The sequence below is a fragment of the Methylobacterium sp. CM6244 genome (assembly GCF_054817885.1).
Genome location: NZ_CM139247.1, coordinates 3,634,097 through 3,649,991, shown reverse-complemented (window position 1 = coordinate 3,649,991; position 15,895 = coordinate 3,634,097). Strand labels below are relative to the sequence as shown.

Below are 15,895 nucleotides of genomic sequence, written 5' to 3'. Positions count from 1 at the left end.
TGGTCTCGCTCTATCGGTGGGAAGCGTAGACGCTTCCGGCCGACTTAGTTGAAGGTGTCGATCTCAGCCGACTCGTAGCTGGTGACTTCCATGCCGACACACACTTCCTGAACGACGGGGGCAGTCCAAGCCATGATGTTTCTCCTGCGTTGCAAGTCTTCTTTAGAAGACATCTCAGATGCGCGGCACGACCGCGCTTGAGCAATACCTATTGTCCGCCCTGCCCCATAGCAAGCAGAAAGACGGAAATATTCTGCAGGATTCCCTTAGTTTTCTCTCATGGAACAGAGGGGGAAGCCGCATGCGGACGGACCGCTTCCGTCATGTCCGGGCGAAGGCCGCGGCCTCTTTCACCTGATTCTCGTCGGGAGTTCGGCCCGTATAGAGAACGAACTGCTCGAGAGCCTGCAGTACCACCACGTCGTGGCCGGTGATGACGCGCTTTCCCATGCTTTCGGCCGCCCGTAGGAAGGGCGTCGTCGAGGGCAGCGCCACCACGTCGAAGGCGACGGCGCAGGCAGCGATCTGAGGGGGCGGAAAGGCGAGGGTTTCGGCTTCCGGCCCTTCCATACCGAGGGGTGTGACGTTGACGAGGAGCGGGGCCTGCGCCTCGCCGATCTCGGGACGCCAGCCATAGCCATGGCTTTCCGCCAGGGCGCGCCCGGCCGGTTCATTACGGGCGACGACCGTACCATCCACGAAGCCTGCATCGCGCAGGGCCGCGACGACGGCCTTGGCCATCCCGCCGGACCCGCGCAGGAGGAACGGTGTCTGCGGATCGATGCCGTGCTTCTCGATGAGCAGGCGGACCGCGATGTAATCGGTATTGTAGCCGGTGAGGCAGCCGGCCTCGTTCACCACCGTGTTGACGCTGTCGATGGCCGCGGCCGAAGCTTCGAGGCGATCGAGAAGCGGGATCACGGTCTCCTTGAACGGCATCGAGACGGCGCAGCCACGAATGCCCAGAGCCCGTATGCCGCCGATCGCAGCCGGCAGGTCGGTCGTGGTGAAGGCCTTGTAGACGTAGTCGAGCCCCATGAGCTCGTAGAGCCGGTTGTGGAAACGCGACCCGAAATGACCCGGCCGTCCCGACAGGGACATGCAGAGCGTGGTCTCGCGTCCGATCGGGGGCTTCATCGCGGTCTCCGGTCGCTCGGAGACGCGGCATGCCCCGCACTCCGGCACCGGAGCGATATCACGTCCCGCGATACGTCGCGCCCGTCAGGCCTTGCGGTTGCGCCCGTCGTCCAGAATCGCCTCGGCGTGGTACCAGCCGTCGCAGAAATCCATCCTCGGCAGTTCCATGGGGCGCGAGATGCGTGAAGCGAGGTCCACCACGGCGTTGCTGCCCATGCGTGTGCCTGTCGAATGGGCACGAGCCGATGCTGCAACCTTCCTGGGCACGAAAGCAAAGATTTCGGCTGAATTCCGGGGTGAGCTCAAAGTCATGATCCAACGTCTCCAAAAGCTGCTGGGCCTTCATGCCCCCGACGTCTCGTTATGATATGAGCGGTATCTGATATTTGCACTGGCTAAACGTGAGAAAGGCACCCCATGCCGGTAATTCGAGCATGCCTGAATTTGTTTCATGCGTGAATGTATGGTGCGCTGCCGCCGCCGGACTCCTCTTTCGCTCCTGCTCATGCCGATGACGGACGGCTTTGTGGCGATTGTGCTTCGTCATCGGCGCGCTGCCCTTGAGCAGCCGAGCGTATCGTCTTGCTCCCATGTGAGGCCGGATCAAATCCAGACCTCCCGCGCATCAGGTCGTTCGGAACCATGACGGCGTAAATATCTTGATCAAGCCTAGCAAGCGCACGCCGATATCATCGCTTAACTTGGGTCAAGCTTTGCCGTGTGCGTATGGATGCGGGAGAACGATCCGGTCCATATTGTGTCCGCCGGATCGATCCCGTTTGGCCTGTCACGACGTCATTCAAACTAAGGAGGAACGAGCCATGGGTCTTTTCAGCAAGGACATCCAGACTCTCGACGATCTGTTCGTCCATACCCTGCAGGACATTTATTACGCCGAGAACCAGATCACCAAGGCGCTGCCGAAGATGATCGCCAAGGCGACCGATCCCGAACTCAAGAGCGGGTTCGAGAAGCACCTTTCGGAGACCGAGGGTCAGATCAAGCGCCTGGAGCAGGTGTTTCAGATGCATGGTCATACGCCGAAGGCGGTGACTTGCCCGGCCATCGACGGGATCATCAAGGAGACCAACGAGGTCTCCGGAGAGATCGGCGACAAGCAGGTCCTCGATGCCGCCCTCATCGCCTCCGCGCAGGCGGTGGAGCATTATGAGATCACGCGCTATGGCACCCTCGTGGCCTGGGCCAAGCAGCTCGGCCGGGACGATTGCGCCAGCGTGCTGCAGCAGACCCTGGACGAGGAGCGCGCCACCGACGAGCGCCTGACGCGGATGGCCGAGAGCCAGGTCAACCGCCGCGCCGCCTGACCCGAGAAAGCCGCCCTCCCCGGTCGGAGGGCGGCCCGTTCGTCAGGTTGGGAAGAATTGGTTGGCCGGGCGCGGCAGGCCGAGATGGTCGCGCAGGGTCGTGCCTTCGTACTCGGTGCGGAACAGGCCCCGACGCTGGAGTTCCGGCACCAGGGTGTCGACCACGTCGTCGAGACCTTCCGGCACGAAGGGGAACATGACGTTGAACCCGTCGCAGGCCCGCGTCACGAGCCATTCCTCCATCTGGTCGGCCACCTCGGCCGGCGTCCCCACCATGGTGAGCCCGCCATAGCCGCCGACACGCTGGGCGAGTTCGCGCACCGTGGCCCCGGTCTTCCGGGCATAGCCGACGATCTGGGCTTGGGCGCTCTTGCTGGCATTGGTCTCCGGGAGATCGGGCAGGGGTGCGTCGAGGTCGAACTCCGAAGCATCGACGCCGAGGCGCACCGAGAGGTTGGCGATGCCGCTGTCGGTGGGCACGAGCGCATCGAGCCGGACCTTCTTGGCCTCGGCTTCGTCGCGTGTCTCGCCGAGGACGATGAAGGCGCCGGGCAGGATCTTGAGATGGTCGGGATCGCGGCCGGCGGCGGGCATCCTGCCTTTCACGTCGGCGTAGAATTCCTGGGCGGCGGCGAGTTTCGAGCCGGCGCCGAACACCATTTCGGCGGTCTCGGCGGCGATCTGGCGTCCGGCTTCCGATGCCCCCGCCTGCACGATCACCGGCCAGCCCTGGACGGGGCGGGCGATGTTGAGCGGCCCCTTCACTTTCAGGAACTCGCCGGCATGGTCGAGGACATGGAGCTTGTCGGGGTCGAAATAGACCCCCTCCTCCACGTCGCGGATGAAGGCGTCGTCGGCCCAGGAATCCCATAGGCCGGTGACCACGTCGAAGAATTCTCGGGCACGGGCATACCGGACCGCATGGTCGAGATGGGCGTCGCGGCCGAAATTCAGGGCCTCGTCCGGGTTGCCGGATGTGACGAGGTTCCAGCCGGCCCGGCCGTTCGAGATATGGTCGAGGGAGGCGAACTTCCGGGCCACATGGTACGGCTCGTTATAGGTCGTGGAGGCCGTGGCGATGAGCCCGATCCGTTCGGTGACGGCAGCGAGCGCCGGCAGCAGGGTCATCGGGTCGAAGGACGTCACGGTGGCGCTGCGCTTCAGCGCGGCCATGGGCATGTTCATCACCGCCAGATGGTCGGCCATGAAGAATGCATCGAACTTGGCCGCCTCCAGTCGCTGGGCGAAGCGCTTGAGATGGGGAAAGCTGAAATTCGCATCCGGATATCCACCGGGATAGCGCCACCAGGCGGTGTGGATGCCGATCGGCCGCATGAAGGCGCCGAGATGGAGGCGACGAGGCTGGGTCATCCGAGGCTATCTCCGTCCGGTGCGTGAAAGCACGACTTCGGAATAGAGCAGCGGGCAGAAAAAAGGCTCCCGGATTTCGAGGGAAATGGCCGGGAAAATCTCAGAGACGGCTCGCCGTCACGGGCGTCGTTCCCGCCACAGGATGGCGGCCCGGCGTGCGACGTCCCGCACCCGCCTGTCAAGGGCGGGATAGCGGCGGAGGGTCGAGACCAGCCGCGCCCGCGCCGCGCCCTTCAGGCCGCGCCAGCCGAGGGAAACGGTGAAATCGACCAACGGCAGGGGTTCGACGTTGAAACGGCGTTTGTAATCGTAATCGCCGATGCTGAAGTCGAACGAGCGGCAACCCTCTTCATGGAGCGCTTCCATGGTCTTGTCGATGACGAGGCGCCCGGGCGAACAATGGGACCATTCCCCCCCGGCATTGCTGATGCGGATCATGACGTAGGTGTCGGCATTGCGGATGCCGAGCAACGCCGCGACAACCTCGTCGCCCGATGTCAGGGCGCTGACGACGGCGTAGCCGTGGCCGAGGCCCCGTCCGACGAGGCGACGGTAGAAGGCGTCGAACTCGGCCTCGTCGAGGCGGTAATCGGCGCCGATGCTGCGCATGCGCGCCTCCTGCTGGCGCGCCATCACCTCGAGAACCCGCTGGGCCTCGCCCTGGTCGGTGACGATGCGGAAGGCCGTCTCGGACTCGCGGGAAAACACCCTCCAGCTTCGCTCCAGCTCCTTGCGCACGGTCTTGGCGAGGCTGCGATGATAGGCCTCCCAATCCTCGCCCGTCCTGACCTCGTTGCCGTTGAGCGGGCACGGGGACACACCTCTGAGGAGGGACAGCGGATTGGGCCCGTCGGCGAAGGTCGCCGGCATCTTGCGCAGGGAGAGAAGGTCGGCGCGGGGCAGCGCAGAGCGGATCGCCTGCCATAGCTCCAGGGCGCCGGCATGGTCTCTCGGAGCCGCTGGGCCGAGGAGCGGCGCGTTGTAATCGGTGAGGCCGAGATCGGCGAAGGCGATGATGCGGCGGGGCCCCGTCTCGTCGACCACGAGGGGAAGATGCAGCGCGAGCACCCCCGTTGCCCTGTCCCGCGCCGTCACCAGGAGGGGCGTCAGCCCCGCGCGGTCTTGGAGCGATTCATACCAGGTCTCGATCCAGACCGGATCCTGAAACGGCGTTGGCGCACCCGTCCATCCGGACACGCACTCCGTCCAGTCGGATGCGATCGCCACATCGTAGCTCCGCGCTCCGGAGGCTCCCTTTCCCGATGGCGCGATGCTCCGGCGATGGGCCGGCAGCGCCGTCCCGCTCACGCCGGAGCGGAGAGTTCGAGGATCTGGCCCGGTCGGGCCGCATCGAGGCGGAAATCGACGGCACGGCGGGCCGCGCGCTCCTTCTTCACCCAATCACTGTTGCGCAGCAGCTTCTGCATCACCGCCTTGGACCAGTAGCCCGGCCCGGTGATGGCGTGGCTCGCCGGCTCGCGGCCGAAGCGATGGCGCAGCATGCCGTTGGCGAGATTGACGATCTGCTTGCGGCGGATCGGCTCGTCCACGAAGGAGACCGTCATCGACACGTTGAGGCAGTCGAGATTCTCGACCCGGTGCGGCGCGTTGAGGGGCCAGCTCAGCATCTGGCCGGGCGACAGCTCCATCACCTGGGCATGAGAATCGTACCAGGGCGCATAGGGCATATCGACCTCCACATCGAAGAGGGCGATGTCCTCGAGATGCTTCGGCGTCACGAAGGGCGGGGTCGAGGGATAGACGTAGACCCGCTTGGCGCCGATGATCTGCCACAGGTGCTGCCCCGGCAGGTCGGCATGATAATAGACCTGGGCGTTGGGCGACGAGATCAGGATGCCGCAGGTGGATTTCGCCGGAGAGAAGCCGGATACTCGCTGGGCCAACTCCTCGAACATGGCGTCGAGCGTGTCGCGGTAGCGCCGGTCCACGGTCTCGACATTGCGCAGGTTGAGCCACATCCGCCCCTGGGCGATGGACTCGATCACCTGCGCGCCGGGAAGTCCCCCGGTCTCGCCCTCGCGCCAGAACTTGCGCTGTCCGGCGGCGCCCATATGGACGAGGCTGTACTGGCCGCTTGGATAGGTGTCGATCAGATCGGCCAAGGCCTCCCGCGAGAACAGGGGAGACTGGTGCAGCCGATGCTCGAGCCGCAGCGGCTGATGCCCCCAAAGGGCGCTGTCGGGCTCGTCCCAGGAGGTGAAGATCGGGTCGTTCATGGCTACGGTCAATCCGTATCGTGTCCCGCTGTTCTTCAGATGAGGTGGGTCGGTCCCCCTGCGGGACAGGGCCGATCCATTTCCGGACATCATATCCGACGGTGATGAAATCTTTGCATTCGCGGTGCCGACTGAAAAAGATTCCTGCGTGGGCCGGGTGAATACGGTGTCATGCTCCTCGTAGAAGGGCCGTCGGCGGGTGGATCGAACGTTTCAAACTGCTCGGCCGAAAGTCTTTCGCAAGCGACGGCCTGCTAGGACAGGCCGGTCACGTCCTTCTCCGGAACCTCACCGCATGACGCAACGCCCTGGACCGGGAGAGACGAAGGCGCCCTCCCCCTGGCTGCATCTCGTCGGTACGGGGCATCCGCCCTGCGGGGTCGGCGATTTCGCCGGACAGTTGATCGAGGCCCTCAGGCGTCAGGGTCAGCCACAGGAGACCCTCCCCTTGGAGCCGGGCCGCGTGCCGCTCGGCGAAATCTGGCGCGCCGTGGGGAATGCCCGCGCCGTCATCGCCAATCTGCCGCTGGTGCCCTGGAAGCGGGCGCTGATCGGCCCCCCTTCGGCCTTCGCCATCGCGTTCCTGCGGCGTCGGCGACGGGTCGCGATCCTGCATGAATGGGGCAGCATGCACCGCCTGCGCCGGCTCGTCCTCCGGCCGCTTCTCCTCTTCGCGGACACGATCGTCCTCCTGTCGCCCCAGGTCCGGGACGAGCTCGCCGCCGATCCTGTGATCGGCCGTCTCGCGCGGCGGGCGGTGATGATGCCCCTGCCCCCGAACATCACGCGGCCCGAAACCACCGTGCCGAGCGCCCTGTCCGCGCGGATGCGCGCCGCCCGGGAGGGAGGGCGTCTGGTGGTCGGTCATTTCGGCTCGATCTATCCGGGCAAGCAGCCGGAGGCGATCCTCGACATTGCCGCCACCCTGAAGGCGCGCGGCGCCGACCCGCTCGTCGTCTTCATCGGTTCGTTCATCCGCGCCTCCGACGGGATCGAAGAGATATTCCGGGCCAAGGTCGCGGCGCTCGACCTCTCCGAGACGGTGGTGGTCTCCGGCTATGTCGCCTCGCCGGAGGAGCTGTTCGGCCTGTTCGACGAAGTGGACGCCTTCGTCTACGTCCTCCCCGAGGGGCTCACCGCGCGCCGCGCCAGCATCCTGGCCTGCGTCCAGGCCGGCCGGCCGGTCATCGTTACCGAGCCGGTGCGCGCGGACGAATTCGATCACCATCCGCGCTTCCAGGCGCTCCTGTCCGGTGGGGCCATCGTCCTCGCCCCGGGCGGAGCCGGACCCGAGGCCTATGTCGACCTCGCCCTTGCAGCGTCGACACGGCCGACGCTGCCCCCCGCCATCGATCGCCAAGTCTGGTTCGCCGATGCCGCCGGCAGCCTGAGGGACGCCCTCGGCCGAGGCGCGACCAAGCTTGGGAGGTGTGAATCTTGGGAGGTGTGAACTTTGCCCTCTCCCTGGGATCGACGGGCTGAAGAGGCATGCCATGACCCAATCTGATCCAGGCACCGTGCCGTATGAGAACAAGACCGGCTGGTCCGCGCATTGGGCGGTCGGAGGGCTGGTCGTCGGCTGCGTCGCGACCCTGCTCTGGTTCGGCGCGCTGATGACTCTCGGCGGCTGGGCCGTCGGCATCATCGAGTTCTGAGACTGCCGGACAGGGCGTCCAACTTTCGGGATGAGACGCCCCCGGGCGTTTCACGCGCTGCGGAAACGGGCGAGGTAGCGCAGACCGAAGACGGAGATCAGGAAGGTGACCCAGACCGGGTCTCCTCCATCGAAGAAGAAGCTCTCCATGCAGGAGAGCAGCAGGCCGAAGAGCCAGACCTGCACGAACATCGTCACCAGCGGGTCGGCCCGGCCGTTCGCCTCGATCCTCATCACGTCCCGCAGGGGGGCGGCGACGAAGATCGCGAGTACCAGGACCAGCCCGGGCAGGCCCAGGGTGACGGCGGTGTCGAGGTAGCTGTTGTGGCTGTGCGAGGCGTATCCGGCCCAGCTCGACCCGTCATCGGACGCGGCGCGCACGGTGACGTTGTTCCAGAATGCCGAGAAGCCGTAGCCGGTGAGCGGACGTGCCGTGAGGGCCTCGATGGCGAACTGCCACACATCGGTCCGGCCGGTGAAGGTGGAATCCACGGGCAGAGTCCGCACGATGGCGGCCAGGGGCTCGCTCACCACCGTGCCGACGCTGAATAAGTTGATCGTGAAGAGCGGAACCAGCGTGAGGAGGATTCGGCCCGCGAGCGAACGGATGACGCCGAACAGGCCCGTGATCGCCAGCGAAGCCACCAGGAGCGCCGTCGCGCTCTTGCCTTCCGAGCCGAGGAGGAACAGCCCCGACAGGGCGACGATGACGAGGCCCACCGTCACGAGCCCCGAACGCGCCACGGCGATGCCGATGAAGACCAGCATGGCCATGACCGCCGCCGCACTGTTCTTATGGCCGAACACGCCGCGCCAATTGCCCGCGAGCATGGGCTCGCCCACGTCCTTCGCCTGATGGATGGCAAGGTCCGGCGCGAGCAGCATGCCGAGATAGCAGGCGCCCAGCAGCAGCAGGGAAGCGATGGCGAGGAGGTTGCGCAGATCGTTCCGCGACCGCGCCAGCAAGGGCAGGCAGGCGGCCGCCAGCATCACGGAGCCCGCCAGGGTCAGGCGCTTGACCGACGTCATGGGATCCTGTGACAGAACGACATTGACGGCGAGCCAGGCTCCGAGCGCCAGGAACCAGGGCGAGGCGAAGCCGCGCAAGGCTTTGGCGTGAGCTGGGAGAGTCAGGGCGAGGCACAGCAGCGCGAAAAGGCCGAAGCTCGCATAGGTGAGCCCCTCCCGCCCCGTGGCGAGTTCCAGAACGTCCGGATTGCTGAGATCCTGGAACGGTTTGAGAGAGATCCAGCTGAGCAGCAGGACAGCGAGGAAGACGACCTTCCGCGCGATGAGGATGGCGGGCGTGTCGGCGAGTACCGCCTGCAGGCGGCGCCATCCCCCGGGCGCTGCCTCCGATGCCGGCACTCCGATCGCCCCCGTCTTCATCGATCCGCCTCCTTCATCTCCCGCGAGTCCGCAGGCGCGGGGTGCTGGCGCGGTAGGGCTGCGGTTCGATGCCCAGGGCCGCGAAGCAGCGCCCGAGGGCCACGAGGATGGGGTGAAGGGCGATGGTGGGTTCCCATGTCCGGACCAGATTGAGGATGGCGCGTCCGAACGAGACCCCGAGGATGGCGAAGGATTTGCCGGCCAGGGTCACGAGACCAAGACTGCCCTGCGCATGCTTGCGCTCGATCCGGTAATTGACGGCCCCGATCCGCAGGCCGCGTGCGGCGAGCCATCCCGTCCGCGTGCGGGCGAGAGGCACCGTCTCGGTGATGACCGCATCCGCCTCCCAGTAGAAGGTCACACCGGAGCGGCGGGCACGGGTGAAGAAGTCGGTGTCGCCGCCGCCGAGGAAATTGTAGCTCGTGTCGAAGGGTGGAGCTCCCATCAGCGCGAAGGTGCGCCGCGTAATCAGGCAATTGCCGCTGCCGTAGATCACCGGAACCGGCCCGCTCTTGTCGTAGGCGGGGGCGAAGGCGGGGTGGTTGTCGAGGCCGGGCCGTGTTCCCGGTTCGAAGCGCGGGATCACCGGGCCGCCGACGATGCCGACCCCCGTGCGCTGCGCCGTGGCCACCATGCGCTCCAGCCAGTCGGGCTGTGCCAGCTCGTCGTCGTCGATCATCAGGAAATAACGGGTGTCGGGATAGGCCGCGAGGGCAGTGGTGAAGGCCCGGTTGATCGCCGAGCAATTGCCCTGGCGCTGCTCGACCACGCATTGGCCCTGGAGCGGTCCCTTCGCGAACACCGCCTCGGCGGCCGCCAAGCCGGCCTGCGACGCGCCGTCGTTGTCCACCACCACGACGGCGAAGCGGAGGGCGGTCCGCTGGCGCGCCAGGGAGGCGAGGGTCTGGACGAGGTGCTCCGGCCGTTTGAAGGTCGGGACGCAGACCACCGCGTCGAATGGATTGGCGCGCGCTTTCACAACGCGCTTCCGGTGAAGCGCTCAATCACGGTCATCAGCGGCTTGGGCCTCAGGTCGGAATCCAGGGGGAGCGGCCGGTTCGCCGTGCCGTCGGGTCGGGTGAAGTATATCGGTACCCAGGTATAACGATCCGTAATACCCCAGGTAAGGACCGCGCTCGGCGGCGTCACCTCGTTCACCGCTTGGAGGAAATCGGCCGCCTTGCGCGCGATCATCGCATCTCGGGTGGCGGCGTCGGTCGGCAGTCCCACGTCGATCACATCGAGTTCGGTGATCAGAACGTCGAGCTTCAGCGCCTTGATCTCCCGCAGGAAAGCCTGGAGGCCGTCGCGGTCGATCTCCCGATCCGCGAACAGATGGGCCTGCAATCCGATGGCATGAATCGGGATGCCTCGATCGACGAGGGAGCGTGCGATGGCGAGGATGCCGGCTTGTCGCATGGCGAAGCGCGGTCCGACGAATTCGATGTCGTATTCGTTGAGGACGAGCTGGGCGGCCGGATCGGCGGCATGAGCCGCCTTGAAGGCGATGGGGATGTACTCGGCGCCGAGGGTTTTCGTCCAGACGAAGGAGCGCAAGTCCCGTGGCGAGACCGGATTTTCGGGCATCGGCTCGTTCACCACATCCCAGGATCCGATGAAGCCGCGATAGCGGGAGACCACCGCTTCGATATGGCTGGTCAGCACCCATTCGGCCTCGACGGGGCTCGTGATCGCCTCCGCCCAGGCGGGCATGCCGCCGTACCAGGCCAGGGTGTGACCCCGCAGGCCGAGCCCGTTGCTACGGGCGAAGGCGGCGATCGTGTCGGCATCCCCGAAATCGAACGTTTCCCGGTTGGGCCGCAGGACCGGCCATTTCAGGCTGCCCTCCGGGACCAGCAAGCGGCACCTCTCCGCCAGGGCGGCACGATAGCCCGCATCCGCCGCGAGAGCGTCCCCGCGAACCGCCGCCCCGAACGGGATCTTGCGCGGAGAGGCGACGGCGGCGCGATGGGCGAGCGCGCCTTCCAACCCAAGGATGCTGCCCAGCGCTCCCTTGAGGACGGACCGGCGATGGGGAGGGCCCTGTTTCATGCCGAGATCCTGGGAAGAGTGAGAAGTCGCCCAAAACGGCACATCCCGCCGGGAGATGGTGGGGAGTTCTGCAAGTTCAGGTCCGTACACAGGTTCTGAGCCGAACAGGGAATGGTATCCGTCACGGATGACCCTGCGATGCATCCATCCTTGTGGGATGCCACCCGCGATCGGACAGCCGAGACCTATGGGTCCATCAGGACGTCGTGTTCACCAGGACTTGTGCCCTCGGCAGGAATACGCCGATCACCAGGGCATGACGGCGCCCCGTTCTCGAGGATAGGACATCGCTCCGACCCGACCGCTCCGGACGGAGCCTGCCCTTCTCTTTCCCGCGCCATGGCACGGGCCCTGCGGAAGCCTCGGCCATGACCGCCCAACTGTCCCGAAATCCGACGCCCGTCGCGCCGGCGCTCCCTGCCGGGCGACCCGGTGTGGGACGTCGCATCGGAGAGTTGCATCGCACGCCCATGCGTCTCGTCGCCGGGGCGTGGGCGACCCACCGCACCGTGCTGATCGGTTACGGCCAGCTTCTGGCCGGGGCGGGTGGGCGCCTCGTGCTTCAGATGGTCTATTTCCTGGTTCTCGCCAACATCTTGAGCCTCGCCGAAATGGGGGTCTTCGCCTCCGTCTCGGCGGCGGGCGTGATGATCGGCTGTCTAGCGGGGTTCGGCTTCCAATCTTTCGTGATGCGGTCGGCCGCCGGAAGGCGTTCGTCGATGGGGGGATATCTCGCCGTCTACTATGCTTGTTTCGGACTCGCCCTGCCGATCATGTTCGGCCTCTCGCTGGCTCTCTACGCGTTTCTGTTCCGGGACGTGATCGCCCTGCCCGGCTACCTGGCGATCATCGTGGTCGAGGTGGCGCTCTGGCGCCAGATCGAGCTCCTGGTCCAGGTCAATAACGGGCTCGGCCGCTACGCCGCGGCGGCGACGGTGATGTCGCTTCCCATCGGCTTCCGCGCCGCCGCCGCCGTGGCGTTCTGGGCTGCGGGCGGCGGCAACGCCGAAACCTGGGCCGTATACTATCTCGTCGGTAACGCGGTCTCGGTCGTCGTCCTCGCCATCCGCTTCCATCCGCGCACGCGGATGCGGTTCCGCGCGGCGCTGCTCAAGGGCCGGCTGCGCGACGGGCTGCTCTTTGCCGCCTCCTATTTCATGTTCCTCGCTCAGGGCGAGATCGACAAACTCATCGTCCTGACGCTGGCCGGCGAGCGCATGGCGGGTATCTACGCGATCTCGATGCGGCTCATCGATTTCACCGGTGTGCCATTGCGGCCGATGTTCATGATGTATTCGCGTAAGCTCATCCAGGCCGGCCGCGCCACCCGGGCGAGCCTGCGCGAATCTCTGAAGGTGGAAGCGATGGTGGCGGTCGTCTCGACCGGTGCCCTCGTCTTCATGGTCGCGGTCCTGCACATCCGCCCCGACCTTCTCGGTCCTAACGTATCGGCGGCCTACGGCATGCTCGCCGTCATCGTCGCCGTGCCGGCGGTGCGCAATCTTCTGGAATTTCATGGCGAGTTGTTCTTCGCCTTCGGTCGGATGGGGTTGCGCGCGGGCGTCACCGCGACCCTCATCGCCCTCAAGGCCCTGGGCTTCGCCCTGCTTCTCACGGCACTTCCCGATCCGGCGCAGTGGAGCCTGTGGCTGAACGCGATCTATGTCGCGATCTACGCGTTCTCCTTCTTTACCCTCTACGGTCTTTTGTGGCGGAACACGGTACCGTGATCGCGACATCGCATGACAGGCGCGGTCCGATGACGGAAGCCTTCACCCTTCCCGGCGCAGGGTCCCCCCGATGAAGGGCGGCGGATCGGAGGAGGTGCGCATGAAGGCCGAGACCGGAGATCGTGCCTTCGCAGCCGCGGAGCAGGGCCGGGCCGAGCAGGACCGAGCCGAGACGGTGGGCCTGATCACCCTTAGCCACCGGGGCGATCTGGAACGATGCGCCCTGCTGTTCGAGAGCATCGATCGGCACGCGGCGTCGCGCGGCTGCCATTACGTCCTCGTCGACGACCGGGACGTGGCGCTGTTTGCGCACTTTGCCCGTCCCGACCGGCTGATCCTGCCGCAGTCGCAGTTCCTGCCCTGGTGGATCAGGCCGATCCCGTTCCTGCGTCGGCGCCGGCTCCGCTACTGGCTCACGCCGTTCGGCAAGCCGGTCAGCGGCTGGCACATCCAGCAGTTCGTCAAAATCGAGGCCACGCGCAGGCTGCCGGAGGCACGCTACTGCCTGATCGATTCCGACGTCTGCTTCTTCCGGGACTTCGACCTCGCCGCCTTGGCCGAGCCCAATCCGACGCCGTTCCACGTCCATCCCGGCGGTGTCGGAGCCAACCGGCCACGCCACATCCAATGGCTCGGCACGGCGAGCCGGCTCCTCGCCACCAAGCCGCAAAGCGTACCCGCCGACGATTACATCGACCAGATCATCATCTGGGACCAGGCAACGACACGGGCGATGACCGACCGGATCGAGGCGGTGACCGGCCGTGGCTGGGTCGCCGCCCTGTGCCGGGACCGCCACTTTTCAGAATACATGATCTACGGCACCTTCGTCACCAACACCCCCTCGGTGATGGCGCGGCATGCGGTGACGACGCAGAGCTTCTGCCGGACCCATTGGGATGACGACGCCCTGAGCGAGGCCGATATCCTGGCGATGCTGGACGTCGCCACGCCGACGGAGCGGGCCTTCTGCATCCAATCCTTCGGATCGACGCCGCTCTCCACCATCCGCGCCAGTATCGACGCGTTCCGTGCCGAGGGTGGAGAAGAGCGTTCCAAGCTGCGGACGGAAGCGGCCTGAGGCCTCATTCCGCCTGCGCCTCGACTTGCTGAGGCATATCGCACGCCGAGGCAAATCCCTCGCGGGTGATGAATGATGAAAGGGACCGACAGGCGCGCGAACACGTTTCCCCGCGCCCGGTACTTGGAAAAGTAAGATTTGCCGTGTCATGTGCGAGAGCACGGTCGACGCACTTTCCGGAAGGCGTATTCTCTCCCATGCCCTCGCAGAAGTCTTCGCTTCCGTCTCGCCCCATCACGACGGAATAGAGACGGAGCATGAAGGCCACGGCACAGGACGACACCGCCTCCATGGCGGGGCAGGTCGGGCGGGAGGACCTCCACCAGGACACGGAGATGCCGGCGGGCGAGGCCGGGTTCAGCCTCGCGAAGGTCCACGAAATTCTCGAGGAACTGCTTCCGGCGGGCGAGGTCTCGGTCTACGAGGCCGGCGGCGGAGCATCCTCCTATCTTCCGGTCTCGGTGCTGCGCCGCTCCCGCGTGACCGTGGTCGATATCGACCCGACCCAGGTGAGCAACAACGGCTATGCCGATACGGTGATCTGCGGCGACGTCCAGACCCACCGTTTCACGCCCCTGACCTTCGACCTCGTGACGAGCTACAACGTCATCGAGCATCTGCCCGATGTCGGCGCGGCGATGGAGCGCTTCGCCGAATGCCTGAAGCCCGGCGGTCTCCTGCTGATCGGCGCACCGCATCCGCGGTCGCTCTCCGGCCTCGTGACGAAATATTCGCCGCATTGGTTCCACGTCTGGTTCTACCGCCATATCCGCGGCCACGAGCGGGCGGGCGAGCCGGGCGAACCTCCATTTCCAGTCCATTATCACCCGCTCGTCCTGCCGGCCCGGCTGAAGCCGTTCCTCGATCGCCTCGGGCTCGAGCCGATCTACGAACATGTCTACGAGAGCCCGCGCTATGCGGAGATGCGGATATGCCGTCCGCGCCTCGCCGCCTTCACCGACGGCGTGACCGATGTGGTGAACAGGGTGACGGGGCGGCGCTTCAACCTGCAGCGCGGTGATTATCACCTGGTGCTGCGCAAGCGGTCCGGGCATCCGACCCCGCAATGACCCCCGACGCCATCCTCGATCGCGACGTGACCGAACTCAAGGCGCAGCTCTCCTTCCGGGCGCGGCTCTCGCATCGTCTGTCGCGGCATATCCCGTCCGCGCCCTTACTTCCCCGCCTGTTTGGCCCGATGGTAAGCGTCACGTTCGACGATGTGCCGGACAGTGCCTGCGAGACGGGCGCTGCCCTCCTCAACGCGCATGGCGTGAAAGGCACGTTCTACGTCTCCCGCACCCTCCTCGGCACCGCCACCGAGCATTGGCGGGTCGCAGGCGTCGAGGCCTTGGCGGAGATCCATCGCCGCGGGCACGAGATCGGCTGCCATACCCATGATCACCGTCTTGTGCCCACCCTCGACGCAAAGCGATTCGCCGCGGATCTCCGGCGTAACCGGGATGCGCTCGCTTCCCTCGTGCCGGGACTGGTGCTGGAGAATTTCGCCTTTCCCTACGGCTATGCGTCGCTGGCCGCAAAGGGCGTGCTGAGCCGGACCTATGGATCCGGCCGCAGCATCATGCCGGGCCTGAATGCCGGACGCATCGACCGCTATTTCCTGCGCGCCAACCCGCTCTTCGACCGCTGCCTCGACGCCGTTCTCCTCGCGCGTCTGATGGACGAGGCGGTGGCCCGTAACGGCTGGGTGATCTTTTTCGGCCATGACGTGACCGAGGGGGCAAGCCCCTACGGCTGCTCCCCCGCCTTGCTCGAGGCCACTCTCCTGGCCGCGAACCGGCGCGGCATCCCGGTGGTCTCGATGGCGGAGGGGATGGCGCGGGCCCTTGGCGTCGCTGGGGAACGGCGCCCCGTGGAAGAGGCATCCCGCCTTTCGGGCTAGACCTCGATGCAGCTCT

The 15,895-nt window shown here is 66.1% G+C and carries 16 protein-coding genes; 7 read left to right on the top strand and 9 right to left on the bottom strand.

What is annotated here, in order from left to right:
- Positions 1–44: 44 nt before the first annotated feature.
- The 3 genes from pqqA to ACYQML_RS16995 form a co-directional block, all read right to left on the bottom strand.
- Positions 45–134 carry a pyrroloquinoline quinone precursor peptide PqqA gene (pqqA, locus tag ACYQML_RS17005; protein WP_018043773.1) on the bottom strand — a complete coding sequence of 30 codons (90 nt, stop codon included), beginning with the start codon at positions 132–134 and terminating at the stop codon, positions 45–47.
- Between the two features lie 187 nt (positions 135–321).
- Positions 322–1,137, bottom strand: coding sequence for a shikimate 5-dehydrogenase (locus tag ACYQML_RS17000; protein WP_461233498.1), 816 nt, complete (start codon positions 1,135–1,137; stop codon positions 322–324).
- An 84-nt stretch (positions 1,138–1,221) separates the two neighbouring features.
- Complete coding sequence (locus ACYQML_RS16995) at positions 1,222–1,353, bottom strand: DUF2735 domain-containing protein (protein ID WP_244477938.1); 132 nt, start codon at positions 1,351–1,353, stop codon at positions 1,222–1,224.
- Between the two features lie 605 nt (positions 1,354–1,958).
- Here ACYQML_RS16995 and ACYQML_RS16990 point away from each other — a divergent pair.
- Positions 1,959–2,462, top strand: coding sequence for a YciE/YciF ferroxidase family protein (locus ACYQML_RS16990; RefSeq protein WP_419951210.1), 504 nt, complete (start codon positions 1,959–1,961; stop codon positions 2,460–2,462).
- 42 nt (positions 2,463–2,504) lie between these two features.
- Here ACYQML_RS16990 and ACYQML_RS16985 read toward each other — a convergent pair whose 3' ends face one another.
- From ACYQML_RS16985 to ACYQML_RS16975, 3 genes are all read right to left on the bottom strand, one after another.
- A complete protein-coding gene (locus ACYQML_RS16985; RefSeq protein WP_461233497.1) occupies positions 2,505–3,833 on the bottom strand; it encodes an LLM class flavin-dependent oxidoreductase in 1,329 nt (442 codons plus the stop codon).
- A 117-nt stretch (positions 3,834–3,950) separates the two neighbouring features.
- On the bottom strand, positions 3,951–5,060 hold the full coding sequence (locus tag ACYQML_RS16980) for a GNAT family N-acetyltransferase (RefSeq protein ID WP_461233496.1): 1,110 nt from the start codon (positions 5,058–5,060) through the stop codon (positions 3,951–3,953).
- Between the two features lie 77 nt (positions 5,061–5,137).
- Positions 5,138–6,070 (bottom strand): hypothetical protein, encoded by a 933-nt coding sequence (locus ACYQML_RS16975; protein ID WP_461233495.1) that lies wholly within the window; start codon positions 6,068–6,070, stop codon positions 5,138–5,140.
- A 295-nt stretch (positions 6,071–6,365) separates the two neighbouring features.
- Here ACYQML_RS16975 and ACYQML_RS16970 point away from each other — a divergent pair, with 295 nt between their 5' ends.
- Together ACYQML_RS16970 and ACYQML_RS16965 are read left to right on the top strand one after the other, a co-directional pair.
- Positions 6,366–7,520: a glycosyltransferase family protein gene (locus ACYQML_RS16970; RefSeq protein ID WP_461233494.1), complete on the top strand. Its 1,155-nt coding sequence runs from the start codon at positions 6,366–6,368 to the stop codon at positions 7,518–7,520.
- 43 nt (positions 7,521–7,563) lie between these two features.
- Positions 7,564–7,725 carry a hypothetical protein gene (locus ACYQML_RS16965; RefSeq protein WP_207411328.1) on the top strand — a complete coding sequence of 54 codons (162 nt, stop codon included), beginning with the start codon at positions 7,564–7,566 and terminating at the stop codon, positions 7,723–7,725.
- 50 nt (positions 7,726–7,775) lie between these two features.
- Here ACYQML_RS16965 and ACYQML_RS16960 read toward each other — a convergent pair whose 3' ends face one another.
- The 3 genes from ACYQML_RS16960 to ACYQML_RS16950 are packed head-to-tail and all read right to left on the bottom strand — an operon-like array spanning position 7,776 to position 11,165.
- Positions 7,776–9,113: an O-antigen ligase family protein gene (locus ACYQML_RS16960; protein ID WP_461233493.1), complete on the bottom strand. Its 1,338-nt coding sequence runs from the start codon at positions 9,111–9,113 to the stop codon at positions 7,776–7,778.
- 13 nt (positions 9,114–9,126) lie between these two features.
- Positions 9,127–10,092 carry a glycosyltransferase family 2 protein gene (locus ACYQML_RS16955; protein ID WP_461233492.1) on the bottom strand — a complete coding sequence of 322 codons (966 nt, stop codon included), beginning with the start codon at positions 10,090–10,092 and terminating at the stop codon, positions 9,127–9,129.
- Complete coding sequence (locus tag ACYQML_RS16950) at positions 10,089–11,165, bottom strand: endo-1,4-beta-xylanase (protein WP_461233491.1); 1,077 nt, start codon at positions 11,163–11,165, stop codon at positions 10,089–10,091. The genes ACYQML_RS16955 and ACYQML_RS16950 overlap by 4 nt, the downstream gene beginning before the upstream one ends.
- A 368-nt stretch (positions 11,166–11,533) precedes the next feature.
- Between ACYQML_RS16950 and ACYQML_RS16945 the strand changes: the two genes are divergently transcribed.
- From ACYQML_RS16945 to ACYQML_RS16930, 4 genes are all read left to right on the top strand, one after another.
- Positions 11,534–12,895: a lipopolysaccharide biosynthesis protein gene (locus ACYQML_RS16945; protein WP_461233490.1), complete on the top strand. Its 1,362-nt coding sequence runs from the start codon at positions 11,534–11,536 to the stop codon at positions 12,893–12,895.
- A gap of 100 nt (positions 12,896–12,995) precedes the next feature.
- On the top strand, positions 12,996–13,976 hold the full coding sequence (locus ACYQML_RS16940; protein ID WP_461233489.1) for a DUF6492 family protein: 981 nt from the start codon (positions 12,996–12,998) through the stop codon (positions 13,974–13,976).
- A gap of 257 nt (positions 13,977–14,233) precedes the next feature.
- Positions 14,234–15,046, top strand: a complete 813-nt coding sequence (locus tag ACYQML_RS16935; RefSeq protein ID WP_056434102.1) for a class I SAM-dependent methyltransferase — start codon at positions 14,234–14,236, stop codon at positions 15,044–15,046.
- A complete protein-coding gene (locus ACYQML_RS16930; protein ID WP_461233488.1) occupies positions 15,043–15,879 on the top strand; it encodes a polysaccharide deacetylase family protein in 837 nt (278 codons plus the stop codon). The genes ACYQML_RS16935 and ACYQML_RS16930 overlap by 4 nt, the downstream gene beginning before the upstream one ends.
- Positions 15,880–15,895: the final 16 nt, after the last annotated feature.

What these genes read in the sequence shown, in the direction of transcription:
- pqqA (WP_018043773.1), bottom strand. Translation starts at nt 134, where the DNA reads ATGGCTTGGACTGCCCCCGTCGTTCAGGAAGTGTGTGTCGGCATGGAA.
- ACYQML_RS17000 (WP_461233498.1), bottom strand. Translation starts at nt 1,137, where the DNA reads ATGAAGCCCCCGATCGGACGCGAGACCACGCTCTGCATGTCCCTGTCG.
- ACYQML_RS16995 (WP_244477938.1), bottom strand. Translation starts at nt 1,353, where the DNA reads ATGGGCAGCAACGCCGTGGTGGACCTCGCTTCACGCATCTCGCGCCCC.
- ACYQML_RS16990 (WP_419951210.1), top strand. Translation starts at nt 1,959, where the DNA reads ATGGGTCTTTTCAGCAAGGACATCCAGACTCTCGACGATCTGTTCGTC.
- ACYQML_RS16985 (WP_461233497.1), bottom strand. Translation starts at nt 3,833, where the DNA reads ATGACCCAGCCTCGTCGCCTCCATCTCGGCGCCTTCATGCGGCCGATC.
- ACYQML_RS16975 (WP_461233495.1), bottom strand. Translation starts at nt 6,070, where the DNA reads ATGAACGACCCGATCTTCACCTCCTGGGACGAGCCCGACAGCGCCCTT.
- ACYQML_RS16970 (WP_461233494.1), top strand. Translation starts at nt 6,366, where the DNA reads ATGACGCAACGCCCTGGACCGGGAGAGACGAAGGCGCCCTCCCCCTGG.
- ACYQML_RS16965 (WP_207411328.1), top strand. Translation starts at nt 7,564, where the DNA reads ATGACCCAATCTGATCCAGGCACCGTGCCGTATGAGAACAAGACCGGC.
- ACYQML_RS16960 (WP_461233493.1), bottom strand. Translation starts at nt 9,113, where the DNA reads ATGAAGACGGGGGCGATCGGAGTGCCGGCATCGGAGGCAGCGCCCGGG.
- ACYQML_RS16950 (WP_461233491.1), bottom strand. Translation starts at nt 11,165, where the DNA reads ATGAAACAGGGCCCTCCCCATCGCCGGTCCGTCCTCAAGGGAGCGCTG.
- ACYQML_RS16945 (WP_461233490.1), top strand. Translation starts at nt 11,534, where the DNA reads ATGACCGCCCAACTGTCCCGAAATCCGACGCCCGTCGCGCCGGCGCTC.
- ACYQML_RS16940 (WP_461233489.1), top strand. Translation starts at nt 12,996, where the DNA reads ATGAAGGCCGAGACCGGAGATCGTGCCTTCGCAGCCGCGGAGCAGGGC.
- ACYQML_RS16935 (WP_056434102.1), top strand. Translation starts at nt 14,234, where the DNA reads ATGAAGGCCACGGCACAGGACGACACCGCCTCCATGGCGGGGCAGGTC.
- ACYQML_RS16930 (WP_461233488.1), top strand. Translation starts at nt 15,043, where the DNA reads ATGACCCCCGACGCCATCCTCGATCGCGACGTGACCGAACTCAAGGCG.